This is a genomic window from Actinacidiphila sp. bgisy160 (genome assembly GCF_057707815.1).
Window position 1 is genome coordinate 1 of sequence record NZ_JBYIQW010000042.1, and the last position, 24,684, is coordinate 24,684.

Annotated in this window: 25 protein-coding genes and 1 pseudogene; 18 read left to right on the forward strand and 8 right to left on the reverse strand. The window is 73.9% G+C overall.

Going from position 1 to position 24,684, the window contains the following annotated elements:
- The first annotated feature begins 213 nt into the window (after window positions 1–213).
- Window positions 214–1,734 carry an FG-GAP repeat protein gene (locus tag AC3EUJ_RS27015; protein ID WP_431965734.1) on the forward strand — a complete coding sequence of 507 codons (1,521 nt, stop codon included), beginning with the start codon at window positions 214–216 and terminating at the stop codon, window positions 1,732–1,734.
- Here AC3EUJ_RS27015 and AC3EUJ_RS27020 read toward each other — a convergent pair.
- The gene (locus tag AC3EUJ_RS27020; protein ID WP_431965736.1) at window positions 1,731–2,369 is read right to left on the reverse strand and encodes an FMN-binding negative transcriptional regulator; all 639 of its coding nucleotides are present in this window, start codon (window positions 2,367–2,369) and stop codon (window positions 1,731–1,733) included. The two genes, AC3EUJ_RS27015 and AC3EUJ_RS27020, sit on opposite strands and share 4 nt — an antisense overlap.
- Window positions 2,370–2,383: 14 nt before the next feature.
- Complete coding sequence (locus tag AC3EUJ_RS27025) at window positions 2,384–3,055, reverse strand: pyridoxamine 5'-phosphate oxidase family protein (protein ID WP_431965738.1); 672 nt, start codon at window positions 3,053–3,055, stop codon at window positions 2,384–2,386.
- A gap of 26 nt (window positions 3,056–3,081) precedes the next feature.
- On the opposite strand from AC3EUJ_RS27025, the gene AC3EUJ_RS27030 reads away from it, so the two are divergent.
- The gene (locus tag AC3EUJ_RS27030; protein WP_431965740.1) at window positions 3,082–4,422 is read left to right on the forward strand and encodes an aminotransferase class I/II-fold pyridoxal phosphate-dependent enzyme; all 1,341 of its coding nucleotides are present in this window, start codon (window positions 3,082–3,084) and stop codon (window positions 4,420–4,422) included.
- Between the two features lie 12 nt (window positions 4,423–4,434).
- Here the strand turns inward: AC3EUJ_RS27030 and AC3EUJ_RS27035 are convergent, their stop codons facing one another.
- Window positions 4,435–5,403 (reverse strand): DMT family transporter, encoded by a 969-nt coding sequence (locus AC3EUJ_RS27035; RefSeq protein ID WP_431965742.1) that lies wholly within the window; start codon window positions 5,401–5,403, stop codon window positions 4,435–4,437.
- A 74-nt stretch (window positions 5,404–5,477) separates the two neighbouring features.
- On the opposite strand from AC3EUJ_RS27035, the gene AC3EUJ_RS27040 reads away from it, so the two are divergent.
- Together AC3EUJ_RS27040 and AC3EUJ_RS27045 are read left to right on the forward strand one after the other, a co-directional pair.
- Window positions 5,478–6,392 (forward strand): LysR family transcriptional regulator, encoded by a 915-nt coding sequence (locus AC3EUJ_RS27040; protein ID WP_431965744.1) that lies wholly within the window; start codon window positions 5,478–5,480, stop codon window positions 6,390–6,392.
- Window positions 6,393–6,531: 139 nt separating this feature from the next.
- Window positions 6,532–6,888: pseudogene (locus AC3EUJ_RS27045) on the forward strand (isochorismatase family protein); the annotation flags it as partial.
- Here the strand turns inward: AC3EUJ_RS27045 and AC3EUJ_RS27050 are convergent.
- Window positions 6,871–7,353, reverse strand: a complete 483-nt coding sequence (locus tag AC3EUJ_RS27050) for a Rieske (2Fe-2S) protein (RefSeq protein WP_431965746.1) — start codon at window positions 7,351–7,353, stop codon at window positions 6,871–6,873. The pseudogene AC3EUJ_RS27045 and the gene AC3EUJ_RS27050 sit on opposite strands and share 18 nt — an antisense overlap.
- Before the next feature lie 553 nt (window positions 7,354–7,906).
- Between AC3EUJ_RS27050 and AC3EUJ_RS27055 the strand changes: the two genes are divergently transcribed.
- From AC3EUJ_RS27055 to AC3EUJ_RS27080, 6 genes are all read left to right on the forward strand, one after another.
- The gene (locus AC3EUJ_RS27055; protein ID WP_431965748.1) at window positions 7,907–8,725 is read left to right on the forward strand and encodes a HipA family kinase; all 819 of its coding nucleotides are present in this window, start codon (window positions 7,907–7,909) and stop codon (window positions 8,723–8,725) included.
- Complete coding sequence (locus tag AC3EUJ_RS27060) at window positions 8,722–9,114, forward strand: DUF3037 domain-containing protein (RefSeq protein ID WP_431965750.1); 393 nt, start codon at window positions 8,722–8,724, stop codon at window positions 9,112–9,114. The genes AC3EUJ_RS27055 and AC3EUJ_RS27060 overlap by 4 nt, the downstream gene beginning before the upstream one ends.
- A gap of 119 nt (window positions 9,115–9,233) precedes the next feature.
- Window positions 9,234–9,995: a 3-oxoacyl-ACP reductase FabG gene (fabG, locus tag AC3EUJ_RS27065; protein WP_431965752.1), complete on the forward strand. Its 762-nt coding sequence runs from the start codon at window positions 9,234–9,236 to the stop codon at window positions 9,993–9,995.
- Between the two features lie 22 nt (window positions 9,996–10,017).
- Window positions 10,018–10,779 carry an SDR family oxidoreductase gene (locus AC3EUJ_RS27070; RefSeq protein ID WP_431965754.1) on the forward strand — a complete coding sequence of 254 codons (762 nt, stop codon included), beginning with the start codon at window positions 10,018–10,020 and terminating at the stop codon, window positions 10,777–10,779.
- Window positions 10,780–11,046: 267 nt separating this feature from the next.
- A complete protein-coding gene (locus AC3EUJ_RS27075) occupies window positions 11,047–11,727 on the forward strand; it encodes a uracil-DNA glycosylase (protein WP_431965756.1) in 681 nt (226 codons plus the stop codon).
- 61 nt (window positions 11,728–11,788) lie between these two features.
- Entirely contained in the window at window positions 11,789–12,244 is a 456-nt protein-coding gene (locus tag AC3EUJ_RS27080; protein WP_431965758.1) for a hypothetical protein, read from the forward strand.
- Between the two features lie 4 nt (window positions 12,245–12,248).
- Here the strand turns inward: AC3EUJ_RS27080 and AC3EUJ_RS27085 are convergent, their stop codons facing one another.
- Window positions 12,249–12,767, reverse strand: a complete 519-nt coding sequence (locus AC3EUJ_RS27085) for a DinB family protein (protein WP_431965844.1) — start codon at window positions 12,765–12,767, stop codon at window positions 12,249–12,251.
- Window positions 12,768–12,976: 209 nt separating this feature from the next.
- Here AC3EUJ_RS27085 and AC3EUJ_RS27090 point away from each other — a divergent pair, with 209 nt between their 5' ends.
- Together AC3EUJ_RS27090 and AC3EUJ_RS27095 are read left to right on the forward strand one after the other, a co-directional pair.
- Window positions 12,977–13,231 (forward strand): hypothetical protein, encoded by a 255-nt coding sequence (locus AC3EUJ_RS27090; RefSeq protein WP_431965759.1) that lies wholly within the window; start codon window positions 12,977–12,979, stop codon window positions 13,229–13,231.
- Window positions 13,232–13,385: 154 nt separating this feature from the next.
- Entirely contained in the window at window positions 13,386–14,300 is a 915-nt protein-coding gene (locus AC3EUJ_RS27095) for a Gfo/Idh/MocA family protein (RefSeq protein ID WP_431965761.1), read from the forward strand.
- On the opposite strand, the gene lnt is transcribed toward AC3EUJ_RS27095, so the two are convergent.
- Together lnt and AC3EUJ_RS27105 are read right to left on the reverse strand one after the other, a co-directional pair.
- On the reverse strand, window positions 14,272–15,798 hold the full coding sequence (gene lnt / locus AC3EUJ_RS27100) for an apolipoprotein N-acyltransferase (RefSeq protein ID WP_431965763.1): 1,527 nt from the start codon (window positions 15,796–15,798) through the stop codon (window positions 14,272–14,274). The genes AC3EUJ_RS27095 and lnt overlap by 29 nt on opposite strands.
- A gap of 632 nt (window positions 15,799–16,430) precedes the next feature.
- Window positions 16,431–17,105, reverse strand: coding sequence for a hypothetical protein (locus AC3EUJ_RS27105; protein ID WP_431965765.1), 675 nt, complete (start codon window positions 17,103–17,105; stop codon window positions 16,431–16,433).
- A gap of 148 nt (window positions 17,106–17,253) precedes the next feature.
- Between AC3EUJ_RS27105 and AC3EUJ_RS27110 the strand changes: the two genes are divergently transcribed.
- The 4 genes from AC3EUJ_RS27110 (at window position 17,254) to AC3EUJ_RS27125 (ending at window position 20,663) form a co-directional block, all read left to right on the forward strand.
- Complete coding sequence (locus AC3EUJ_RS27110) at window positions 17,254–18,129, forward strand: Fpg/Nei family DNA glycosylase (RefSeq protein ID WP_431965767.1); 876 nt, start codon at window positions 17,254–17,256, stop codon at window positions 18,127–18,129.
- Between the two features lie 63 nt (window positions 18,130–18,192).
- On the forward strand, window positions 18,193–18,804 hold the full coding sequence (locus AC3EUJ_RS27115; RefSeq protein ID WP_431965769.1) for an NAD(P)-dependent oxidoreductase: 612 nt from the start codon (window positions 18,193–18,195) through the stop codon (window positions 18,802–18,804).
- Between the two features lie 90 nt (window positions 18,805–18,894).
- The gene (locus AC3EUJ_RS27120; RefSeq protein ID WP_431965771.1) at window positions 18,895–19,431 is read left to right on the forward strand and encodes a DoxX family protein; all 537 of its coding nucleotides are present in this window, start codon (window positions 18,895–18,897) and stop codon (window positions 19,429–19,431) included.
- A 68-nt stretch (window positions 19,432–19,499) separates the two neighbouring features.
- Window positions 19,500–20,663, forward strand: a complete 1,164-nt coding sequence (locus AC3EUJ_RS27125) for a lactate 2-monooxygenase (RefSeq protein ID WP_431965773.1) — start codon at window positions 19,500–19,502, stop codon at window positions 20,661–20,663.
- A 7-nt stretch (window positions 20,664–20,670) separates the two neighbouring features.
- Here the strand turns inward: AC3EUJ_RS27125 and AC3EUJ_RS27130 are convergent, their stop codons facing one another.
- Entirely contained in the window at window positions 20,671–21,390 is a 720-nt protein-coding gene (locus AC3EUJ_RS27130) for a class I SAM-dependent methyltransferase (RefSeq protein WP_431965775.1), read from the reverse strand.
- 133 nt (window positions 21,391–21,523) lie between these two features.
- On the opposite strand from AC3EUJ_RS27130, the gene AC3EUJ_RS27135 reads away from it, so the two are divergent.
- A complete protein-coding gene (locus AC3EUJ_RS27135) occupies window positions 21,524–21,946 on the forward strand; it encodes a VOC family protein (protein WP_431965777.1) in 423 nt (140 codons plus the stop codon).
- 271 nt (window positions 21,947–22,217) lie between these two features.
- Entirely contained in the window at window positions 22,218–24,632 is a 2,415-nt protein-coding gene (locus tag AC3EUJ_RS27140; protein WP_431965846.1) for a phosphoketolase family protein, read from the forward strand.
- Window positions 24,633–24,684: the final 52 nt, after the last annotated feature.

The following is a 24,684-nucleotide window of genomic DNA, read 5'->3' on the forward strand; positions in this document are numbered from 1 at the left end:
CCCCCCCCCCCCCCCCCCCCCCCCCCCCCGACCCCGCACCCCCCACTTCCCCCGGCACCCACGGGTGCCGGCCGTGCCCGGCACCCGTGCCGGATTCGCGGTCCGCACAACCATTCCGTCCCACGGCGTGTCAAACACCGCGCCGGACAAGGAAACGGGCTCTTTCCGGACACCCCCGCACCGCCCGGTCGTTCTTGAGCGAAGGAGCCGCTCATGCGCAAGAACCGCTCGGCTGCGGTCACCGCGGCGTCATTTCTCCTCATCACGGGCGCGGCCATCGCCGCCGCGCCCGCCTCCGTCGCCGGGACCCCCGGCGGCACGCACGCGGGCGACCGCAACCGGGACTTCAACGGCGACGGGTACGAGGACGTGCTGACCGGTGCCCCCGGCGCCACCGTGGGCGGCCGGTCAGGGGCCGGCGTCGTCACCGTGCAGTACGGCGGTCCCAAGGGGGTCACCACCAGCGCCCGCGTCTTCAGCCAGAACACCTCCGGCGTGCCCGGCGCCGCCGAGACCGGCGACGCCTTCGGCCGGGCCGTGGCCAGTGGCGACCTCGACGGGGACGGTTACGACGACGCCGTCGTCGGCATCCCCGGCGAGGACCTGACCGGCGTCGGCGCCGACGCGGGCGGCGTCGTGGTCCTGTGGGGCTCGGCGAAGGGGCTGTCCGGCGCCGCGAGCGACTGGCTGCAGTCCGACCACGCCGCCAAGGGCGACCGGTTCGGCAGCGCCCTGGCCGCGGGGCACTTCACCACGTACGTCCCCGGCGACCTGCTCGCGGTGATCGACAGGGTGGGGCTGTCCCTCCACCAGTACGAGTCCGCGCCGCAGGCCGCGGCCCGCAAGGACGGCGGCGGGGGGTCGTTCACACCGTTCAAGGACCGGCGGCGCACTCCGCTCGCCCGGCAGGCCGAGGGGCCGGGCATCACCCCCACCTCCCTGACGACCGGCGACTACGACGACAACGGCCTGGCCGACCTCGTGGTCTCGGGCCCCAGCGTGGGCGGCGAGCCGGGCCACGGCTGGTCGTACGTCATCCTCAGCGACGACATCGACCCGCTGCCCGTCACCGCCCTGCGCGGCGGCCCGGTCGTCGCCTCCGGCGACATCAACGGCGACGGCTTCGACGACCTGGTCACCGGGGAGCCGCACAGCCCCGACGACGGCGGCGAGTCGATGACCGGCGGCATGGTCGGCGTCTACTACGGCAGCCCGGACGGGCCGGTCGGGCAGGAGGGCCCGGGCAGCCCGCCCGTGTGGTGGACCCAGGACACCGCCGGCGTGCCGGGTGTCGCGGAGCGCGGTGACGGCTTCGGCTCCGACCTCTCCGTCGGGGACGTCAACCGCGACGGCTACGCGGACGTGGCGATCGGCGCCTCCGGCGAGGACATCGGCAGAGTCGCCGACGCGGGGGCCGTGTGGGTGCTGCGCGGTTCGGCGCGGGGCCTGACCACGGCCGGTGTCCTGGACGTCAACCAGAACACCGCGGGCGTCCCGGGCGCCGCCGAGAAGGCCGACAAGTTCGGCGCCCAGGTCTCCTTCACCGACCCCAACCGCGACGGCTACTACGGCCTGCTCGTCGCGGCCCCGGGCGAGAACACCAACGACGGTGTGGTGTGGGTGTTCTCGGCCGGGTCCGGCGGTCTCAAGCTGCCGGGGAGCTGGGCGTACGGCGGCGGCTCGATCGGCGCGCCCTACCAGAACGCCCGGTTCGGCGCGGCGATGGACGACTAGTCTCGCTGCCCGAGGCGGCGCAACTGCTGGGTCCGGGCGGCGTCGTCGCCCGGACCTCCCCGCCCGGCCAGCAGGCCGGTCACCCGCCACTGCGTCTCGCGCGGCTTGTTCCCGCCGAACTTGAACTTGGCGCGGACGTCCGTGACCTCCAGCCGCAGCCCGCGGATGCCGGGCAGTATCCGGCCGAACGGCGCCTGGCCGGGGACGACGGGGGCGTGGTCGCCGCGCGGCTGGAAGTGGGCGAGCTGCCGGTGCAGCAGGTCCGCCTTCTCCTGCGGGTCGTCCACGAGATGGGCCACGCACAACAGTTGCACGGCCGCGTAATAGCTGGTGGGCGTCCCGTGCTCGGGCGGGGTGCCCTCGGGGGCGTGCCAGGGGCCGGGGATGAAGGTGTAGTCGTCGACGACGCTGAGCGTCACCCGGGGGTGGGTCTCCAGCGCGGCCCACAGGGGGTTGGGGCGGGCGAGGTGGGTGACCGCCTCGCGCCGTCCGGCGTCGTAGGCGAAGTGCAGCGGCTGGACGAACGGGGGCTCGCCGCCCGGACCGTTGACCGCGAGCTGGCCGAAGTCGTGCGCGGCCAGCCAGTCCTGCCACTCGGCCTCGTCGGCGGGGGCGTCCCAGGGGTGGACGAGCATGCGCGGGGCTCCTCTCAGCGCGCGGTGAGGTAGCCGGGGACGGCGATCGACGGGTCGAGGTCGTCGCCCGGCTCGGGCGGCCCGTAGGCGCGGGTGACGGGCAGCACGCCCGCCCAGTGGGGGAGCGTCAGGTCCTCGGGGTCGTCGCCCGGGCCGCCGGTGCGAACCTTGGCCGACACCTCGCGCAGGTCGAGGGCGATGACGGCGGTGGCGGCCAGTTCCCTGGCGTTGGCCGGGCGGGAGTCGGCGGCGCGGCCGGGCATGATGTGGTCGACCAGGGCGTCCAGGGCGGCGGAGCGCTCGGCGGGGTCGGTGACCTGGCGGGCCACGCCGTGCACCACCACGGAGCGGTAGTTGACGGTGTGGTTGAAGGCGGACCGGGCCAGCACGAGCCCGTCCAGGTGTGTCACGGTCAGGCAGACCGGGAGGCCGGTCGCCTCGCCGGCGCCGCGCAGCGGACGGGAGCCGGTGGAGCCGTGCACGTACAGCCGCTCGCCGACGCGGGCGTAGAGGGTCGGCAGCACGACAGGAGCCCCGTCGCGGACGAAGCCGAGGTGGCAGAGGTAGTCCGCGTCGAGGATCGCGTGCACCAGGTCGCGGTCGTACGTGGCGCGCTCGCGGCTGCGGGTCGGGACCGTGCGGTCGGTCGGAGCGTACGCGTCGGCAGCGGAGGGCGTGGCGGACATGGCGCGATCCTTTGCACTAGTGCATAATGCCGTTTGTGCTAGGAGATTACACGTTCACCGGCCGGGGCGCAGCGGAGATCGCGGCGAGCGTCGAACGGGCCATCGGGGAGGGCGCCCTCGCGCCGGGCGCCGCGCTGCCGCCGCTGCGGGAGCTCGCCGCCGGACTCGGCGTCAACCCCAACACCGTCGCGGCCGCCTACCGCCTGCTGCGCGACCGCGGCGTCATCGAGACCGCGGGCCGGCGCGGCAGCCGGGTCCGGCGTCGTCCGGCCACCACCGCGCGGGACGAGATCCGCCCGGAGGTGCCGGCCGGGGTGCGCGACCTGTCCACCGGCAACCCGGACACCGCACTGCTGCCCCCGCTCGGTGAGGCGCTGGCCGTCGCGGCCGCACGCAGCGCGCGGCAGCCCGTGCTCTACGGGCACGCACCGGTCGAGGACGAGCTCGCCGCGCTGGCGCGGGCCGCCTTCGACGCCGACGGCGTACCGGCCGGCCCGGTCGCCCTCACCTCCGGTTCACTCGACGCCATGGAGCGCGCGCTCACCGCCCACCTGCGGCCCGGGGACGCGGTGGCGGTGGAGGACCCCGGCTGGGGCAGCGTCTTCGACCTCGTGCCGGCCCTCGGGCTGCGCGCCCTCCCGGTGGGCGTCGACGACGACGGCCCGCTGCCGCACGACGTCGACGCCGCCCTGCGGCAGGGCGCGCGGGCGCTGATCGTCACCGACCGCGGCCAGAACCCGACCGGCGCCACGCTCTCCGCGGCCCGCGCCGGAGAACTGCGCACGGTCCTCAGCGGCCACCCGCAGGTGCTCGTCATCGACGACGACCATGTGAACGGCCTGACCGAACTGCCGCTGCACCCGCTCGCCGAGAGCACCGCGCACTGGATGCTGGTCCGCTCGACCGCCAAAGCCTACGGCCCCGACCTGCGCCTGGCCGTCCTCACCGGTGACCCCGTCACCGTCGACCGGGTCCGCGGCCGCTACCGGCTCGGGCCCGGCTGGGTCAGCCATCTGCTGCAGCACACCGTCGCCCACCTGTGGCGCACCGGCGCGGTCGACGTCCCGGCCGTCTCCGCCGCCTACGCCGCGCGCCGCGAGGCGCTGGTACGGGCGCTGGCCGACCGCGGCGTCGCGGCGCACGGCCGCAGCGGCATGAACGTCTGGGTGCCGGTGCCCGACGAGACGGGGGCGGTCGCGCGGCTCCTGCAGGCGGGCTGGGCCGTGGCGCCCGGCGCCCGCTTCCGCCTCGACTCCCCGCCGGGCATCCGCATCACCGTCTCGCCGGTCACGCCGGACGAGGTCCCGGCCCTGGCCGACGCCGTAGCCGACGCCGTCCGGCCGCACCGCGCCGGGCGCTTCGGCTGATCGGCAGGTGGTTCAGCCCGCCGGGCGACGCTGGGTCAGTGCCGCGCCGGCCAGCACCACGACGGCGCCGACCGGCTCGTTCCACGTCAGGTGCTCGTCCAGCAGGGCGACACCGGCCGCGGTCGCGATGACCGGGATCAGGTAGGTCACCATCGTGGCGATGGTCGGGCCCTTCTCCGCGACGATCCCGTACTGCAGGAGGAAGGCGATCCCGGTGCCCAGCGCGCCCAGGGCCACCACCGACAGCGTCGGCCACAGCGGGAACGAGGCGGGCACAGAGGTGAAAAGCGGGGTCAGCACGGCCAGTTGGACCGTGCCGAGGAGCAGCTGCGTGGAGGACATCGACAGCGCCGAGTTGCCGCTGCCGCTCAGGGTGCGGCGCACGTAGATCCAGCCCACCGCGTAGCTCGCGGAGGCACCCAGCGCCATCGCGGTACCCGCGGGATCCGTGCCGGAGAAGCCCTGCCAGGCGCCGAGCACCGTCAGCACGCCCACAAAGCCGATGCCGACACCCGCGACCCGCTGCCGGGTCGGCTTGTCCTCCGAGAGTGCCACCACCGACAGCACCATGCTCCACAGGGGGGTCGTGGCGTTGCAGATGCCCGCGAGTGTGGACGGGATGGTCAGCTCCGCGTAGGCGAAGAGCGTGAACGGCACCGTGTTCAGCAGCAGCGCGGCGACCGCCATGTGCCCCCAGGCGCGCGCGCCGCGCGGCAGCCGTTCCCGCTTGACGGCGAAGGCGGCGGCCAGCACGGCGGTGCCGAACGCCATGCGGCCGAGCGCGACCTGCAGCGGGGCGTAGGCCTCGGTGCCCACCTTGATGAACAGGAAGCTGAAACCCCAGATGAGCGCGAGTGCGGCCCAGCTGACCCGCCAGTCCACGACGGGGCGGCGGCGCGCAGTGGTGGCGGTGGCGGATGGGGTGTCGGCGGCTGACGGGGCGGCCACGGCGGCCGGGCGGCGGGTGCTGGGTGCGCTCATGGCCATCACCATGACGGATTGAACCTCTTAGGACAAGCGAGAAAACCTGCCGGTGATCACGTAGACTTGCTTACATGTTGAACCTCGAGCGCCTGCGCGTCCTGCACGCGATCTCCACGTACGGCTCGGTGAGCGCCGCCGCGGACGTCCTGCACGTGACGACCTCTGCCGTCTCCCAGCAGATGGGCAAGCTCGAACGCGAGACGGGACAGACCCTGCTGGCCAAGAACGGCCGTGGGGTCCGGCTCACCGACGCCGGCCGACTGCTGTCCGGGCACGCCGACCGCATCCTCTCCCTCGTCGAGCTCGCCCACTCAGACCTGGAGGCGCACCGCGGCGCCGCGGTCGGCGAGCTGCGCATGGGGGCCTTCCCCACCTCGGTGCGCGGCCTGTTCCCGCAGGCGCTCGCCGCGACGCGGCGCGACCACCCCAAGCTGCGCGCGATGGTCCACGAGATGGAGCCCCAGGACGCGCTGGCCCGGCTCGTCCGCGGCGACATCGACCTCGCGGTCGTCCTCGACTGGTACAACAAGCCGCTTTCGCTGCCCGGGGGCCTGGCCAAGGAGCCGCTGCTCGACGACATCGCCGACGTGGTCGTCCCGCAGGGCCATCCCCTGGCCGGCCGCGACGAGGTCGACCTGGGCGAACTCGCCGGCGACGACTGGATCGCCTGGCCGGACGGCGGGTTCTGCCACGAGTGGCTGCTGTTCACCCTGCGAGGCAAGGGCGTGGAGCCGCGCATCGCCCACCACGCCGAGGAGCACCCCACGGTCCTCGCCCTCGTCGCCGCCGGACTGGGCGTCGCCGTCCTCCCGCGCCTCGGCCGCGGCCCGCTCCCGGCGGGGGTCCGCGCCATCCGCGTGCGGCACACCATGAAGCGGCACATCTACGCCGTCTGGCGCTCCGACGCCGACCGCCGCCCCGCCATCCGCGCCGCCGTCGAGGCCCTGCGCCGGGCGGGGGAGGACGTGGCGGCCGCCGACGTCTGAGTGCCGACCGGACGACGTACGTTGTGGTGCACCCGACCGCCGAACGCCGAGCCGACGGCGGGTCCAGCCGCACAGCGCGGATCCTCCGCGCCGCCGAGCGGCTGCCCGCGCTCCAGGTCGCCGGCACGCCGGCCGTCGAGCTCGCCGAGGAGTACCGGCCGGTGCCGGCGGCTTCGTCGCGCGACGGCTGCACGGGCTGTCGCCGGTCGCCGGCACCGGCCTCGACGCCGTGCCGCGCAACCTCGGCGTGCGCACGGTCGTCGGCACCGGGGTGTCGGCCGACATGGCCGTTCCCAACGCCGTCTTCGAGGCGGTCAACCCCGGTTACGAGGCGGTCGTGCCCGCCGACGCCATCGCCGCGGTGCCGGAGACGTACACCGCGGACATGGTCCGGCACACCCTCGCGCTCCTCGCCACGGTCACCACCGCCGACGAGGTCGTCGGCAGCCGGAAACGGTCCGGGCCGGGTCCCGGGGACTCAGGCCAGGGCCACTGAGTCCCCCTCCACCTTGATGTTCGCCGCCGGCAGCGGCTGGGTCGCGGGGCCGCCTGCCACGCTGCCGTCCTTGATGCTGAACCTGCTGCCGTGGCACGGGCAGTTGATCGTGCCGCCCGCGATCTCGTTGACGGCGCAGCCCTGGTGGGTGCAGATCGCGGAGAACGCCTTGAAGGAGCCCGCCTCGGGCTGGCAGACGACGACCTTCTCGTCCGCGAAGATCTTGCCGCCGCCGACCGGGATCTCCGTGGTCCTGGCCAGCGCCGCCTGCGCCCCGCCGCCGGCGGGGGCCGACCCCCCGGCCCCCTGGTCGCCGCCCTGCGGGGGCGCGGCAGGGCTGTAGGCGCCCGCGGAGTCGTTGGAGTCACCGCACGCCGCCAGCGCGGCCGCGAGTCCCGCCGCACCCACTCCGGCGACCACGGCGCGGCGGGTCGGAGCTCCTGCGATGCCAGTCGTCTCGGCCATGCGTCACACATCCTGTTGCCTCGTCCGTTCCGGACCGCCTGCCGGGGCCCGGGAGCGCAAGTCACGCCCTGCCCTGACGTACGGACGAGATGGGTGAGCCGTTCAACCATTCCCCGGGAAATCTCACGTGGCGGCCGGTGCCGGAGCCGAAGTCCCCTCGAGCCCGTTACTTCGGACCGGAACACCGGATGGTCCGGGCACCGCTCGCACGAGATGCCCGAGCGCGTGGAGGCCACGCGTTCGGCCTCCGGATCACGTGGGCCGCCGGTACGCCGGCCGCCCCGTCACGCCTGTGGACCGGGAGGTCTTCTTCGCGTACAACGACGTGGACGAGCTGAAGGGGAACCGGGGCCAGAGGCGAAGGAGCCCCCGGTCTCCGCCACAGAGACCGGGGCCCTGTGCGTCCGCCGGGGACGCAGAGGGGGGTGCTTCCAGAGTACGGCGGATCGGCCCTTCGGGACCCGGAGCGGGAGGGCCGGGACCCGCGGCGCTCGCGTCGGGTCCCAGCCATGGCGCGGCGTGGCCGTGGGAGGCCGGTCATTAGGATGCGCCCATGGAGGAAGTGACCGGGATCCGCTACGTCACGCCGTTGCGTGAGGGCGGATCGGTGCCCGGGGTCGTCGAGGCCGACGACCTGGGGACCTATGTGGTGAAGTTCATCGGGGCGGCCCAGGGCCGCAAGGCGCTGGTCGCGGAGGTGATCGCGGGGGAGCTCGCCCGGCGGCTGGGGCTGCGGGTGCCGGTGCTGGTGCGGTTCCAGTTCGACCCGGTGATCGGGCTCGGCGAGCCGGACCAGGAGATCCAGGACCTGCTGAAGGCCAGTGGTGGTCTCAACCTCGGCATGGACTTCCTCCCCGGCGCGCTCGGCTTCGACCCGCTCGTCTTCGAGGTGGAGTCCGGTGAGGCGGGGCGGGTCGTGTGGTTCGACGCGCTCGTCGGCAACGTCGACCGCTCGTGGCGCAACCCGAACATGCTGGTCTGGCACAAGGACCTCTGGCTGATCGACCACGGCGCCTCGCTGATCTTCCACCACAACTGGAAGGGCGCCGACCAGGCCGCCGACAAGCCCTACGACGCGGCCGACCACGCCCTCGCCCGGTTCTCCCCGGACGTCGAGGCCGCCGCGCGCGACCTCGCCCCGCGCGTGGACGAGGCGCTGCTGCGCGAGGTCACCGCGCAGATCCCCGACGAGTGGCTGCTGGACGAGCCCGGTTTCGCGGGCCCGGAGGAGGTGCGGCGCGCCTACGAGCGGGTGCTGCTGGCGCGCGCCGGCACCGTGGGGGAGCGGATCACCCTCGCCCCGAAGCAGCAGGAGAAGCAGGCGCCGCCGGAGTGGCTGCGCACCTGGGTCGAGGGGAAGGCCGCCAAGTGAGCACGGCGAGCGGGCGCGATGTGTTCGAGTACGCGCTGGTGCGCGTGATGCCGCGGATCGAGCGCGGCGAGGTGATCAACGCGGGCGTGCTGGTCTACTGCCGCGCCAAGTCCTTTGTGGGTGCCCGCGTCCACCTGGACGAGACCCGGCTGCGCTGCCTCGACCCGGACGTGGACGTCGCAGGCGTACGGGCCGCGCTGCGCGGGTACGAGGGCGTCTGCGCGGGCGGCGAGCGGGCCGGGCAGGCGGCGGAGGACGATCCCGGGCGGCGCTTCCGGTGGCTGACGGCGCCGCGCAGCACCATCGTGCAGCCGGGCCCGATCCACACCGGGCTGACCGAGGACCCCGAGGCCGAGGTGGACCGTCTGCTGGATCTTCTGGTGCGCTGAGCCACATCGGCGCGGTGGGCGTTGACACAGGGTCACCGCGCTCCTACGGTTTCGGCTACGGGACGTACTAAGCGGTCGCTCACTTGCGCGACCGCTCCCCACAGGGCTGAGGAGAGCAGATGTCGACCACCGAGCAGCGCGTAGCGATCGTGACAGGGGCGGCGCGCGGCATCGGCGCCGCCACCGCCGTGCGCCTGGCCGCCGAGGGCCGCGCCGTGGCCGTGCTGGACCTCGACGAGACCGCGTGCAAGGACACCGTCGAGCAGATCACCAAGGCGGGCGGCCGGGCCGTCGCCGTCGGCGCCGACGTCTCCGACGAGGAGCAGGTCGCGGCCGCGGTCGCGCGCGTCGCCGAGGAGCTCGGGGCGCCGACGATCCTCGTCAACAACGCGGGCGTGCTCCGCGACAACCTGCTGTTCAAGATGAGCGCGGCCGACTGGGACACGGTCATGAACGTGCACCTGCGCGGCGCCTTCCTGATGACCCGCGCCGTCCAGAAGCACATGGTGGACGCGAAGTTCGGCCGGGTGGTCAACCTGTCCTCGTCCTCCGCCCTCGGCAACCGCGGCCAGGCCAACTACTCCGCCGCCAAGGCGGGCCTGCAGGGCTTCACCAAGACCCTCGCGCACGAGCTGGGCAAGTTCGGCGTGACCGCCAACGCCGTCGCCCCCGGCTTCATCGTCACCGACATGACCGCCGCCACCGCCGCCCGCATCGGCATGGGCTTCGAGGAGTTCCAGGCCGCGGCCGCCACCCAGATCCCGGTGCAGCGGGTCGGCCGGCCCGACGACGTCGCCAACGCCATCGCCTTCTTCACCGGCGACGACGCGGGCTTTGTGTCCGGCCAGGTGCTGTACGTGGCCGGCGGCCCGCTCGACTGACCAGCGACAGGAGACCCGCATCATGAGCACCCAGCCCGCAGGCGGCCGCGTGGCGATCGTCACCGGCGCCAGCCGCGGCATCGGCTACGGCATCGCCGAGGCCCTCGTGGCCCGCGGCGACCGCGTCGTCATCACCGGCCGTAACGAGGAGGCGCTGAAGGAGGCCGTCGAACGGCTCGGCGCCGACCGGGCCCTCGGCGTGGCCGGCAAGGCCCACGACGAGGCGCACCAGGCCGAGGTCGTCGAGCGCACGATGGAGGCCTTCGGCCGCGTCGACTACCTCGCCAACAACGCCGGTACCAACCCGGTCTTCGGCCCGCTCGCCGAGCTCGACCTCGGTGTCGCCCGCAAGGTCTTCGAGACCAACGTCATCTCCGCGCTCGGCTTCGCCCAGCAGACGTACAAGGCGTGGATGAAGGACAACGGCGGCGCGATCGTCAACATCGCCTCCGTGGCGGGCATCAGCGCCTCCCCCTTCATCGGCGCGTACGGCATGAGCAAGGCCGCGATGGTCAACCTCACGCTGCAGCTCGCCTCCGAGATGGCTCCCGGCGTCCGTGCCAACGCCATCGCCCCCGCGGTCGTCAAGACCAAGTTCGCCTCCGCCCTCTACGAGGGCCGCGAGGAACAGGCGGCGGCCGCGTACCCGCTGAGGCGGCTCGGCGTGCCCGAGGACATCGGCGGCGCCGCCGCCTTCCTGCTCTCGGACGCGGCGGCCTGGATCACCGGCCAGACCCTTGTCGTGGACGGCGGCATCTTCCTCAACGCCGGCGTCGGCGCCTGAGGCCTGCGTTCGTCCGCACTCCCACGTGCACGGTCCCTGGTACCGGCCGCCGCCGCGGCGGCCGGCACCAGGGACTTCCCCGTATCCGAGGAGTGCGCACCATGCGACACCGCACACCGGCAGGCGGCGCCGGGCCGAAGGTCAGCACCCTGTGCCGGGGCGCCCTACCCCTCGGCACCACGGTCGACGACACCCGGCCGGACGGATTGTCAGTGCGGAACGGTACGTTCGTCCCCAGTAACGGATCGCGTACCGGAGGTTCCCGACGTGCCCATCACGCTGCCCGAGTCCTGGCAGGCCGTCCTCGGTGAGGAGCTGGAGAAGCCCTACTTCACCCAGCTCACCGAGTTCGTGGAGGAGGAGCGCGGGAAGTACAAGGTCTTCCCGCCGCGCGAGCAGGTCTTCGCGGCCCTGGACGCCACTCCCTACGACAAGGTGAAGGTGCTGATCCTCGGTCAGGACCCGTACCACGGCGAGGGCCAGGGGCACGGCCTCTGTTTCTCCGTGCGGCCCGGCGTCAAGACGCCGCCCTCGCTGCGGAACATCTTCAAGGAGATGAAGGAGGAGTACGGCTACCCGATCCCGGACAACGGCTACCTGATGCCATGGGCCGAGCAGGGCGTGCTGCTGCTCAACGCGGTGCTGACGGTGCGCGAGGCCACGGCCAACTCGCACAAGGGCAAGGGCTGGGAGAAGTTCACCGACGCGGTCATCAAGGCCGTCGCGTCCCGGCCCGACCCGGCGGTCTTCGTCCTGTGGGGCAACCACGCCAAGAAGAAGCTGCCGCTGATCGACACCGAGCGGCACGCGGTCGTCCAGGGCGCCCACCCGTCGCCGCTGTCGGCCAAGCTCTTCCTCGGCAGCCGCCCCTTCACCCAGATCGACGAGGCGCTCAAGGCGCAGGGCCACGACCCGGTGGACTGGCGCATCCCGAACCTGGGCGAGTGACGTCGCCCGGGCCGGGCGACGCACGGGGGTCGTCGCCCGGCCCGGGCCGAGGGGGATGCCGATGGCATGGACGGAATGGACGGGGCCGCGCACGGGCAGGGCGCGTCGCCGGGCCGAAGCGGCGGCGTGGGCGGCCGGACTGGTGCTCGGCATGGTCGCCGACGTCGGGCTGATCCAGCACCTCCTGGCGGCGGACGTGGCCCCGGCCTCCGTCGCCTCGCGCAGCGCGCTGTTCGGTACCTGGGTGACGGACGACGGGGACGGTTCCATCCGGTTCGACGCGGACGGGCACTTCTCCGCCTCCCGGATGCCCGCCCAGGTCTTCACCCCGGGCCGGTGGGTCGACGGGGTGACGACCACGGGCGGCACCTGGACGTTCCACCACCGCTATGTGGAGCTCGACGGGTTCTCGGGGCTGGGGGTCGTCGAGGACTGGCGCGACGACACCCGCCTGTGCGTGAGCTCCGGCGACCCGGGCGTCCTCTGCGACGAGGTGCTGCACCGGGTGCCGGAGTGAGGCGTCAGTCGCCCGTGACCCCGTCGATGCGCTCGCGGATCAGGTCGGCGTGGCCGTTGTGGCGGGCGTACTCCTCGATCATGTGGACGTAGATCCAGCGCAGGGAGACCTCGTGCCTGCCGCGGCGCGACCCGACGTCGTCGAGCGACCGGCCGCGGGTCAGCTCGCGGGCGCGCGCGATCTCGGCGCGCCAGGTAGCGAAGGCCTCGGCGGTGTCGGCGTCGTCCAGGCCGTGGAACTCGCCGTCGGGGTCCTCCTCGGTGAGGTAGAGCGGAGGCACGTCCTCGCCGGCGAGGACGGTGCGGAACCAGCCGCGCTCGACGCTGGCCATGTGCCGGACCAGGCCGAGCAGGCTGAGGTCCGAGGGGGGCGCGCTCGCGGTGCGCAGCTGTTCGTCGTCCAGGCCGGCGCACTTCATCGCGAGGGTGTCGCGGTGGAAGTCCAGCCAGCTCTCCAGCATGGTGCGCTCGTCGGCGATGTAGGGCGGGTCGGTGCGCTCCGGTGTCGTCGTCATGGCCGCCATGATGGCGGGGGTCTCTGACAACGTCGACGCATCAACCGCCGGAACGGCCGCCGACCATCCCCCGTAGCAGGTCGGCCGCTCCCGCGCGCAACTCGGCCCGGGGCGGGCGGCGGTGTGGCCGGTGGCCGGCTCGCCCCGGCCGAGGTGACGGGACGCCGCCCGGCGCCCGCCGCGTACCTGTCGGACGAGACCTGGGGGCGCGGCCGGCTGTGGGGCACCGTCCGCTCACCGGCGGCCGCGTCCACTGCCACGCCACCGCTGTGGAACCGCCCGGCGCCCTCGACGGGGACGAACGGACAGAGCCGCGGCGCCTGTGCGGCGGACGGCACCACCCGATTCCCGAACTCATCGCCTCCGCCGCCCCCGGGACCGTGCTCCGCGACCACGTCCACCACCTCGCGACGCCGCTGCCGCCCTTCCACCGGGGCGCGTCGCCCGGCTCGGCGACGCCGCGCACGCCATGACGCCCAACCCGGGCCAGGTTCGCCACCGTCAACCCGGTCGGCCCGCGCCTGGCGCCGCGCGGCCTCGACGGGATCGCCGACCGGCGGCCGCCGACCGGCCCGTATGCTGCCGACGGCACAGGTCAGGCACGGCAGACGTAGGCGGGAGCGGCACATGGAACCCCTCAGGATCGGGGTCATCGGACTCGGCGACATCGCGCGCAAGGCGTACCTGCCGGTGCTCACCGCCCAGCCGGGGGTCGAACCGCACCTGCACACCCGCACCCGCGCCACCCTCGACGCCGTCGCCGACACCCACCGGGTCCCGGCCGCGCATCGCCACGACACCCTCGGCGCCCTGCTCGACCAGGGACTCGACGGGGCGTTCGTGCACGCGCCCACCGAGACGCACGTCGAGATCACCGAACGCCTCATCGCCGCCGGCGTCCCCGTCTACGTCGACAAGCCCCTCGCCTACGACCTGGCCGGGGCCGAGCACCTGGTGCGGCTCGCCGAGGAGCGCGGCGTCGGGCTGACGGTCGGTTTCAACCGCCGCCACGCGCCTGGCTACGTGCAGTGCGCCGACCACCCGCGCGACCTGGTCGTCATGCAGAAGAACCGCATCGGACATCCGGACACCGCGCGCACCGTCGTCTTCGACGACTTCATCCACGTCGTCGATACCCTGCGCTTCCTCCTGCCGGGCCCCGTCGAGCACACCGACGTCCGGGCGCGGGTGCGCGGTGGGCTGCTCCACCACGTCACGCTGCAGCTGTCGGGAGACGGATTCACCGCGATCGGCGTGATGAACCGCATGAGCGGCTCCAACGAGGAGGTCCTGGAGGTGATGGGCCAGGACAGCAAGCGCCAGGTGTTCAACCTGGCCGAGGTCGTCGACCACAAGGGCCAGCCCACCGTCCGCCGCCGCGGCGACTGGGTTCCCGTCGCCCGCCAGCGCGGCATAGAGGGGATCGCCCTCGCGTTCCTCGACGCCGTACGGCACGGCAGGCCCCTCGACGCCCGCGACGCGCTGCTCACCCACGAACTGTGCGAGCGCGTCGTCACCGCCGTGACCGAGCAGACCTCCTGAGCGCCGTCTCGTACACCCCCGACGCGGTCAGCAGCAGCACCGCCAGCCGGGGGACCCAGTCCCCGAGCCGGTCGTACGGGCTGCGTCCGGAGCTCAGCGGCACGTCGTAGACCTGCGCCGTACCGCGCGACGTGCCGAGTGCCGGGCCGATCCGCTCGCCGCGGGCGTCGTGGACCACGCTGACCCCGGTCAGCGTCGCGTGCACCATCGGCCGCCAGGTCTCCGCCGAGCGCAGCGCCGCCAGCGAGGCGTGCTGCGCGGGTGCCCAGCTGTCCTGGAACGAGGACGTGGAGGACTGCGCCACCAGCAGCTGCGCCCCGTCGTCCGCCAGGTGCCGGCTCATGTCGGGGAACGCCGACTCGAAGCAGACCAGGGGCGCCAGCCGCACCGTGCCCGCGTCCATGACGACCTGGCGGTCACCGCGGATGCGGTCCTCCCCGGCCGCCCTGCCCACCGAGGTCGTCCAGCCCAGCACGGTGCGGGCCGGCACGTACTCGCCGAAGGGCACCAGCCGCATCTTGTCGTAGCCCGGGCCGACCGGCCCGGACGGGCCGATCAGCATCGAGGTCTTGGAAATCCCGAGGCCGTCCTCCCGCCGGGCGTCGACGTTGACCAGGATGTCGGCGCCGACGTCCCGGGACAGCGCGGCCAGCCGGTCCGCCAGGTCGGGGCGTGCCGACAGGTCGAAGCCGACGCTGCTCTCCCCCCACACCACCAGGTCCACGCCCCGGCCCGCGAGCGTCCGGGTCAGCTGCTCCCCACGGTCGAAGCGTGGCTGCGGCCCGTTGATCACCCCCGGCTGCACCACCGCCACCCGCACGGACTCCCCGCTGCGGGACGGGACCGGGGCCCAGGCCCACAGCGCCGTCGTCCCCACCGCCGCGGTCGCCAGCGCGGACCCGGCGGCGGCCCGGCACGAGGGCACCGCGAGCAGCGCGGCCAGCGCCGTGTTCACCGCCACCACCAGGAAACTGACCAGCCACACGCCCCCGATCGAGGCCAGCCGCAGCGCCGGCGGCACCTGCCACTGGCTCGCCCCCAGCAGCCCCCACGGCCCGCCCAGGTACTCCCACGACCGCACCAGCTCGACCAGCAGCCAGGCACAAGGCACCAGCACCACCGCCGCCAGGACCGGGCGGCGGCCTGGCGTGCCCCCGAGCAGCCGCCGCACGAGCCATCCCCACGGCGCCCAAAGGGCCCCCAGCAGAAGGGCGATGAGCACGATGAAGACGTGCAGACTCGGGATCAGCCAGTGATGCACGGCCACCATGAAGCCGGCCCCGCCCAGCCATCCGTCCAGCGCGGCCCGCCGCCCCGTCGGCGCGGCGCGCGCCAGCAGCATCCAGGGCACCAGGGCGACGTACGCCAGCCACCACAGCGACGGCGCCGGGAAGGCCAGCGCCGGCAGCGCCCCTGCCGCCGCGGCCGCCGCGCCGCGCGTCCAGGGCGAGGCGAGCCGGGGGGAGGCCGTCAGTGGCCCGTCGACCTTCACCGTCACCTGTGCCACTCCTCACACTCGCCTGGCCTCAGTCTCGTGCGTACGGAGGGCCTTGCCCAGAGGGCGACCGCGGGTGAAGCGGCGGCCCCGTGCCGTGTGCGCCGCGCCGCCGCCGCGCACGCCGCTCGAGAGTGCCCGAGGGGATCATGCTGAGGGAACGGCCGTGAGGGCGAGGACGACCCATGAGAAGGCGCACCGGCCACGGGCGGCACGGAGGAGGGGAGGAGCACGTCGGGCCGACTTCGGCCGGCCCGACCGCGAAAGCGGCCGGCGGCACTCGGGACACCGACGGCCCCGGGCGCGGCGCCGGGTCGCCGGGGAAGCGGGGCGGGTGAGCCGCCGGTGCGGACCGGTGCGGCGGTTGAGGGCGGTGCTGGTCATGGCGGGGACTCGGGCTGATCCGCGACGCCACCGTGATCTGCGAGGCCTGCGACACCAGCAGCACCGCCCCGCACCTGCGCCGCCCCGGATCTTCGACGAGGGCGGCCGCGGCCTGCCGCTCGTTGCCCGGCTCACCCAGCGCTGCGGATCCCGGCAGACGCCCGGCCGCAAGACGATCTGGCCCGAGCAGGGGCCGCCCTGACGCACGCAGCCCACGTCAACTGTGGAACGACGTGAGCCCGGAAGCGACGTCAGCCGCCCCGGTACCAGTCGCCCTGCCGTCCGCCGTCCCACTGGCCACCGCCGTAGGCGTTCCAGCCGGTGCCGCCGTCGGCACGGTGCCGTCCGCCGAAGCCACCCCGCTCGCCCGAGCGGTGCGCGGCGATGGCGCGTGTCACGGCCTCCTGCCAGTCCTCGCTGTCCCAGGTGCCGCTGACGCGTGCGTGGCGGCCCGGGGCCGGTGCGTCCGTCCGCGCGGTGTCACGGGCGCCGGTGCCCGCCGAGGTGCCCGTGCCCGTCGACGCGGGCTTCGTCGACGCCTTCGTCCCGGCCTCCGGGGTCTCGGCGGAGACGGCGGCGCCCGCCGCCGTCGGCACGATGGCGTCCTCGACGGCCCCGTCCGGCACGGCCCTCACCGACTCCTGGGCGGCCTCCGCGACGTTGCCGGCGCCGCCGTGCGGCATCAGCATGGACAGGCCCGCGACGGCGCCGGTCGCCGTCAGCACGGCGGTGCCCAGCGAGCCGCGGCCGGGACCACGGCGCTGCCCGCGATGGCGGCCTCCGACGACCTCTCCGCTGATGACCCTGACCTCCGTGGCCTCACCGGCCTCCACCGGCTGCGGCCGGGGAATCACCTCGGTGGGGTCCAGCGCACCCGGGTCCGGGTGGTTCGGTGCCTCGGCGGGCAGGGGGAGAGAATCGGCCATGGCTGCGATCATTCACACCCGGCGTCCCGATGTCCAGTTCTACCGAACATCCAACTGTCTGTTCATGGTGCGGTATTGACGCCGCAAGCGGGCGGAGCCGTCCGGTCGCCGTCTCGCACCCCACCGTTCCCGGGCGCACACTGGTCGCATGCCGGAGCTGCCCGAAGTCGAGGCCCTGGCCGGGTTCCTCACCGGCCGCATGGCCGGCCACGCCATCGCCCGGGTCCTGCCGGTGGCGGTGAGCGTCCTCAAGACCTACGAGCCGCCGCTGGACGCGCTGCACGGGCGCACCGTGACCTCTGTCGGGCGCCGTGGCAAGTTCCTCGTCTTCACCACCGACGCCGGAGCGGGCCCGTACCTCGCCGTGCACCTGGCCCGGGGCGGCTGGCTGCGCTGGAGGGACGACCTGCCCGCGACCCCGCCCCGCCCCGGCAAGGGCCCGCTCGCGCTGCGGCTGCTGATGGCGGAACCGGAGGGCGCCGGCTTCGACCTGACGGAGGCGGGGACGCAGAAGCGGCTGGCCGTCCACTGCGTCCGGGACCCGCAGGACGTCCCCGGCATCGCCCGCCTCGGCCCCGAACCGCTCGGCCCCGCCTTCACGCTCGGCGTCTTCGCGGCCCTGCTCTCCGGCGAACGCCGCCGCATCAAGGGCGTCCTGCGCGACCAGGGCGTCATCGCCGGTGTCGGCAACGCCTATTCGGACGAGGTGCTGCACGCCGCCAAGATGTCGCCGTACGCACTCGCGGCGAACCTCTCCGAGGAGGAGGTCAGCCGGTTGTACCAAGCGCTGCGCACCACCCTCCAGGACGCCGTCGAACGCTCCCGCGGCCTGGCGGCGGGCGACCTGAAGGGCGAGAAGAAGACCGGGCTGCGGGTGCACGGGCACACGGGCGAGCCGTGCCCCGTCTGCGGCGACACGATCCGCGAGGTCTCCTTCAGCGACTCCTCCCTGCAGTACTGCCCCACGTGCCAGACCGGCGGGAAGCCGCTCGCCGACCGCAGGATGTCGCGCCTTCTGAAGTAGCCGCCCGCCGGGTGGTGACCCAGGATGGCGGGTGACCCTACCCCGACCCGGAGCGACGCCGACATGCGTATCGCGATCTTCGGAGCCACCGGCCATGTGGGACGCGAGCTCGTGGCGCAGGCCCTCGACGCGGGCCACGAGGTCACCGCCCTGGCCCGCGACCCCGCCGCGCTCCCCCCGCGCGAACGGCTGACGGTCGTGCCCGGCGACGTCCGGGACGCCGAGGCCGTCGGCCGCGTGATCGCGGGCGCCGACGGGGTGCTCAGCGCCCTCGGCACCCGCTCCCCGCGCGGCGGAACCATCTGCGCCGACGGCATGCGGCGCATTCTCCCCGCCATGCGGGCGCTCGGCGTACGGCGGCTGGTGGCCGTCGGCGCTTACGGGTCGGGACCGGGCGGGCGCGGTGTGCACCGGTTCGCGACCTCACTGGTCATCCCGGCCATCATGCGGGACAAGGACCGCCAGGAGGAGCTGATCCGCGCCGAGGGCGACCTGTGGACCATCGTGCGGCCCGCGGTCATCACCGGCGGCCGTTACTCCGGCGTCTACCGCACCGGCCCCGACCTACGGCTCGGCCTGGCCTCCCGGGTCAGCCGGGCAGACCTCGCCGACTTCATGCTGCGTGCCCTCGGCTCGGAGGACTGCGTACGGCGGGCCGTGGCCATCGCCTCCTGACCGCCCGGACGGCCCACCGCGGGCGGCGCGCCCCGCGGCGGGCGTCCAGACTGGCCGTACGCGCCCGCACCGCCCCGGAAGGACCCCGCCATGCCCGACAGCCGCCGCAAGGACCTCGGACTGCTCGCACTGCGCCTGGGGGCGGGCGCGGTGCTCGTCGCCCACGGCTCCCAGAAGCTCTTCGGCTGGTTCGGCGGCCACGGCCTGGAGGGCACGGGCGAGGCGATGGAGTCCATGGGCTTCCGGCCCGGCCGGCTCAGCGCGCTCGCCTCGGGCCTCGCCGAGGCGGGCGGCGGCACCCTGCTGGCGCTCGGCCTGGCCACCCCGGCCGCCGGCGCGGCCGCCGCCGGCGGGATGGCCGGCGCTGTCTCCGTGCATCTGCCGGCCGGCTTCTTCTCCGCCTCGGGCGGCTTCGAGTACCCGGCGTTCCTCGGCTACACCGCCGCCGCCGTGGGCCTGGCCGGACCGGGCCGCTACTCACTGGACCGGCTCACCGGCCACGTGCTGGACAACGTCTGGACGGTCGCGGCCTGCTTCACCGTCGGCGCGCTCACGGCGGGGGCCGTGGTGGGCCGCCGCAACGCCGCCGTGCGCGCCGACATGGCCGCCGAACTGCCGCAGGCCTGACCGGACGGTGGACGCGGCGGACAGGTCCTGACACAGTCCTGGTCTCGGCACCGACAGACGGGACAGGAATGGGCGACCGGGCGGACCACCAGTACGAGATCTACCTCAACGGGCTCGCGGGCGTGCTGCCCGCCCTCCCCACCGACCTGACGCGGCTGGAGGAACTGGCCGCCGAGCGCCTGGCCGCCGGGCCCTTCGGCTACGTCGCCGGCAGCGCGGGCAGCGGCCGAACCGAACGGGCCAACCGCGAGGCCCTGGACCGGCTGCGGATCGTGCCGCGCATGCTGCGCGACGTGTCCGCGCGCGACCTGACGGTGGAGGTCCTCGGCCGCACGCTGAGCGCCCCGCTCGCGCTGGGCCCGGTCGGCGTGCTGTCGATCGTGCACCCCGACGCCGAGCGCGCTGCCGCCCGTGCCGCCGCGGCGCAGGGGGTGCCCTTCGTGCTCTCCTCCGCGTCCAGCACGCCCATGGAGGAGGTCGCCGAGGCCATGGGCGACGCGGAACGCTGGTTCCAGCTGTACTGGGCCAAGGACCGCGAGGTGACGCGCAGCTTCCTGGGCCGCGCCAAGGCCGCCGGGTACACCGCGCTGCTCGTCACCCTCGACACCCCGCTGCTCGCCTGGCGGCCCCGGGACCTGGACCAGGCGTACCTGCCCTTCCTCAAGGGCATCGGCACCGCCAACTACTTCACCGACCCCGCATTCCTCGCCGGCCTCACCAAGCCCGTCGAGGAGGACCTGAACGCAGCCGTCCTGCGCTTCGTCGGCATGTTCGCCGACCCCGGCAAGACCTGGCCCGACCTCGCCTTCCTGCGCGAGAACTGGGACGGCCCGATCGTCCTCAAGGGCGTGCAGCACCCCGACGACGCACGCCTGGCCGCCGACGCCGGCATGGACGGCGTCGTCGTGTCCAACCACGGCGGCCGCCAGGTCAACGGAGCGATCGGCGCCGCGGACGCCCTCCCCGCGGTGGCCCGCGCCGTCGGCGACCGGCTCGCCGTCCTCTTCGACAGCGGTGTCCGCACCGGCGACGACGTCTTCAAGGCCCTCGCCCTCGGTGCCACCGCCGTCCTCCTCGGCCGCCCCTACGCCTACGGCCTCGGCCTGGACGGTCAAGCGGGCGTCGAGCACGTCATCCGCTGCGTGCTGGCCGAGTTCGACCTCACCCTCGCCCTGTCCGGCCACTCCCGCCCGGGAGACCTGAGCCCGGAGGCGCTGTCCCCGGCGTCGTGACCGGGCGTCAGGCGGTGGCGGCGGCCGGCTTGCGGACGCGGAAGGCGAACTGCCCGCAGTAGGTGAGCTTGCGGAGGTTCGCCAGGGCGGCGCCCCGCTTCGTCCGCTGCGCCCAGGTGTCGATCTCGGCGTTCAGCGGCGACGCCTCGTCCCAGTACCGGCCGTACTCGGGCGGCCTGCCGTGGTACGAGCGCATGATGAGGGTCACCCCGTCCAGCGAGGGCCGGATCTCCTCCAGGGCGAGCCCGGCCTCCTCGACCAGCACCCGGAAGCCGTACGGCGTGTAGTTCCAGAGGCTGAAGGAGTGGTAGGGCTCGAACTGCGAGGTACTGCCGATGAAGACCGCGCCCGGCCGCAACACCCGGCCGATCTCGGCCAGCAGCTCCCTCGGCCGGGAGACGTGCTCGAACACCTGGTGCGAGTAGATCAGCGGGACGGCGCCGGTGCGGAAGGGCAGCCGGACGCCGTCGTAGTGGAGGACCGCTTCCCCGCCGGCCGTGCGCTGCCGTGCCTCGGGGGAGTCCCTGATGTCGACCCCCACCCAGCGCACCTTGGGGTTGTGCCGGCGGAAGAGCGCGGCCGACGTGCCGCGGCCGCAGCCGAGGTCCACCACCCGGTCCGGTGCGTGGGCGCAGGACATGGCCTGGTCGAGGTAGAAGCGCGACGTGACCTGGCGGGCGTGGTCGTCGGGGATGCAGTCGCGCATGAGCTCCCACAGGGTTGCCATGGACCCGATGCTACGGACGGGCCGCGGGCCGGGACCGGCGGCGCGCGGCCGCGACCGGGCTCGCACCGCCGTCCGGGCCCCGGCCCGCGCAATGCGGACCGGAACGGGCCGCGATCCACGCGAGCATGACGGCATGACGACAACATTCCGTGGCCTGGCCACCATTCGCTACCACGCCGGGGACCTCGCGGCCGCGAAGGCTTGGTACACCGAACTGCTGCGCATCGAGCCCTACTTCGACACCCCGGACTACATCGAGTTCCGTCTCGGCGACCACAGCCAGGAGCTGGGCGTCTCCCGCACGGCCTCCGCGCCCGCCGGCGTCGTGGCCTACTGGCACGTCGACGACGTCCAGGCGACCTGGGAACGCCTGCTCTCCCTGGGCGCCCGCCCACAGGAGGCACCGCGCGACCACGGCCACGGCTTCGTCGCGGGCGCGGTCCTCGACCCCTTCGGCAACCTGCTCGGCGTGATGCACAACCCGCACTTCGTCGAGGTGGCCGAGGCGGCCCGCGGTGCCGGACGGAGCGTCACCCCTGCGGCAGCCGGAGGGTGAACCAGACCGTCTTGCCCTCGTTGGACGGCCGGGTGCCCCACCCCGTGGCCAGGGCCTCCACCAGCAGCAGGCCCCGCCCCGACTCGTCCCCGAGTTCGGCGGGCCGCGCCGGGGATGCCCCGAAAGCGGTCCTGTTCGCCCGGATCCGCTCAATCCGCGATCTTCCCTGTCGCCTCCTGCGGCACGCGCGCTCCAGATCAGGCCCCGTGCCGAACACCCCCGTCGGCGTCCGGGCACCGGAAGAGGCCCCATCCGGCCCTAGCGGACCGTCATCGCAAATGCCGAGTCTGGGAAGGAGAGGTCTCCCGTACCCGACGTTTCGGAGGAAGCCATGCACGACGAGGAGCTCCGTGCCCTCGACGCCCATTGGCGCGCCGCGAACTACCTGGCAGTCGGCCAGATCTACCTGATGGGCAATCCGCTCCTGGCCGAACCGCTCCGCCCCGAACACGTGAAACCACGGCTGCTCGGCCACTGGGGCACCTCACCCGGCCTGAACCTCGTGTACACCCACCTCAACCGGGTGATCAAGGCCCGTGGGCAGCGGGAACTCGCCGTCTGGGGGCCGGGGCACGGCGGGCCCGCCGTCCTGGCGAACTCGTGGCTGGAGGGTACGTACTCGCAGACCTACCCGGACGTCCCCCGTGACGCGACGGGCATGGACCGGCTGTTCCGGCAGTTCTCCTTCCCCGGGGGCGTGCCGAGCCACGTCGCGCCGGAGACCCCCGGCTCGATCCACGAGGGCGGTGAGCTGGGCTACTCGCTCTCGCACGCCTACGGTGCCGCCTTCGACCACCCCGAACTCGTGGTGACCTGCGTGATCGGCGACGGCGAGGCCGAGACCGGGCCGCTCGCCGCGTCCTGGCACTCCAACAAGTTCCTCGACCCCGTCCACGACGGGGCCGTCCTGCCGGTCCTGCATCTGAACGGCTACAAGATCGCCAATCCCACCGTGCTCGCCCGGATCCCGGAGAGCGAGCTCGACGAACTGCTGCGCGGCTACGGCCACGAGCCGCTGCACGTCACCGGGGACGACCCGATGGCCGTGCACGCCGCGATGGCCGAGACGATGGACACCGCCCTGGACCGCATCGCGCAGATCCAGGCCGCCGCGCGCGAGGGCGGTGAGCGCGGGCACCCGCGCTGGCCGGTGATCGTACTGCGCACGCCCAAGGGGTGGACCGGCCCGGCCGAGGTCGACGGCCTGCCCGTGGAGGGCACCTGGCGCGCGCACCAGGTGCCGATGGCCGCGGTCCGCGACAACCCCCAGCACCTGCGGCAGCTCGAGGAGTGGATGCGCTCGTACCGGCCGCAGGAACTGTTCGACGAGGACGGCTCGCCCACCGCGCAGGTGCTGGCCTGCGTCCCCGACGGCGACCTGCGGCTCGGCGCCACCCCGTACGCCAACGGCGGGCTGCTCCTGCGCGACCTGCCCGTACCGCCCCTGGAGCGGTTCGCCGTCGAGGTCGACAAGCCGGGCGTGACGTTGCACGAGCCCACCCGGATCCTCGGCGGCCTGCTGGAAGGCGTCATGGCCGACACCGCCGGACGCCGCGACTTCCGGCTCGTCGGTCCCGACGAGACCGCCTCCAACCGGCTCCAGGCGGTCTACGAGGCCAGCGGCAAGGCCTGGCAGGCCGAGGTCCTCCCCGTCGACGAACACCTCGACCGGCACGGCCGCGTCATGGAGATCCTGTCCGAGCACACCTGCCAGGGCTGGCTGGAGGGCTATCTCCTCACCGGCAGGCACGGGCTGTTCTCCTGCTACGAGGCCTTCGTCCACATCGTCGACTCGATGGTCAACCAGCACGTCAAGTGGCTGCGCACCACCCGGAAACTGGCCTGGCGCAGGCCCATCGCCTCCTTGAACTACCTGCTGACCTCGCACGTGTGGCGGCAGGACCACAACGGCTTCTCCCACCAGGACCCCGGCTTCATCGACCACATCCTCAACAAGGCGCCCGAGGTCGTGCGGGTCTACCTGCCGCCGGACGCCAACACCCTGCTGTCCACCGCCGAGCACGTGCTGCACAGCCGTGACTACGTCAACGTCGTCGTCGCCGGCAAGCAGCCCTGCTTCGACTGGCTCGACCTCGACGCCGCCCGCGCCCACTGCGCCCGCGGCGCCGGCGTGTGGCAGTGGGCGGGCACCGAGGACGGCAACCGCGACCCCGATGTCGTCCTCGCCTGCGCGGGGGACGTCCCCACCCAGGAGGTGCTGGCCGCCGTGTCACTGATCCGCCGTCACCTGCCCGCGCTGGCCGTACGGGTGGTCAACGTGGTCGACCTGGCCCGGCTGCTGCCCAGGGAGGAGCACCCGCACGGCATGGCGGACCCGGACTACGACGCGCTCTTCACCCGGGACAAGCCGGTGATCTTCGCGTACCACGGCTACCCGTGGCTCATCCACCGCCTCGCCTACCGCCGTGCCGGGCACGCCCACCTGCATATCCGCGGCTACAAGGAGATCGGCACCACGACCACGCCCTTCGACATGGTCGTCCGCAACGACCTCGACCGCTTCCGGCTGGTCATGGACGTCATCGACCGCGTGCCGGGGCTCGCGGTGCGAGCCGCACCGGTAAGGCAGTTGATGGATGACGCCCGGCTGCGGCACCACGCGTGGATCCGCGAGCACGGCACGGACCTGCCCGAGGTCGCCGACTGGACCTGGCCCGGCCGGTAGACCGGCCGGCGGACGACCGGCAGGCGACCCCCACGAGGCGCCGCCCGCGGCC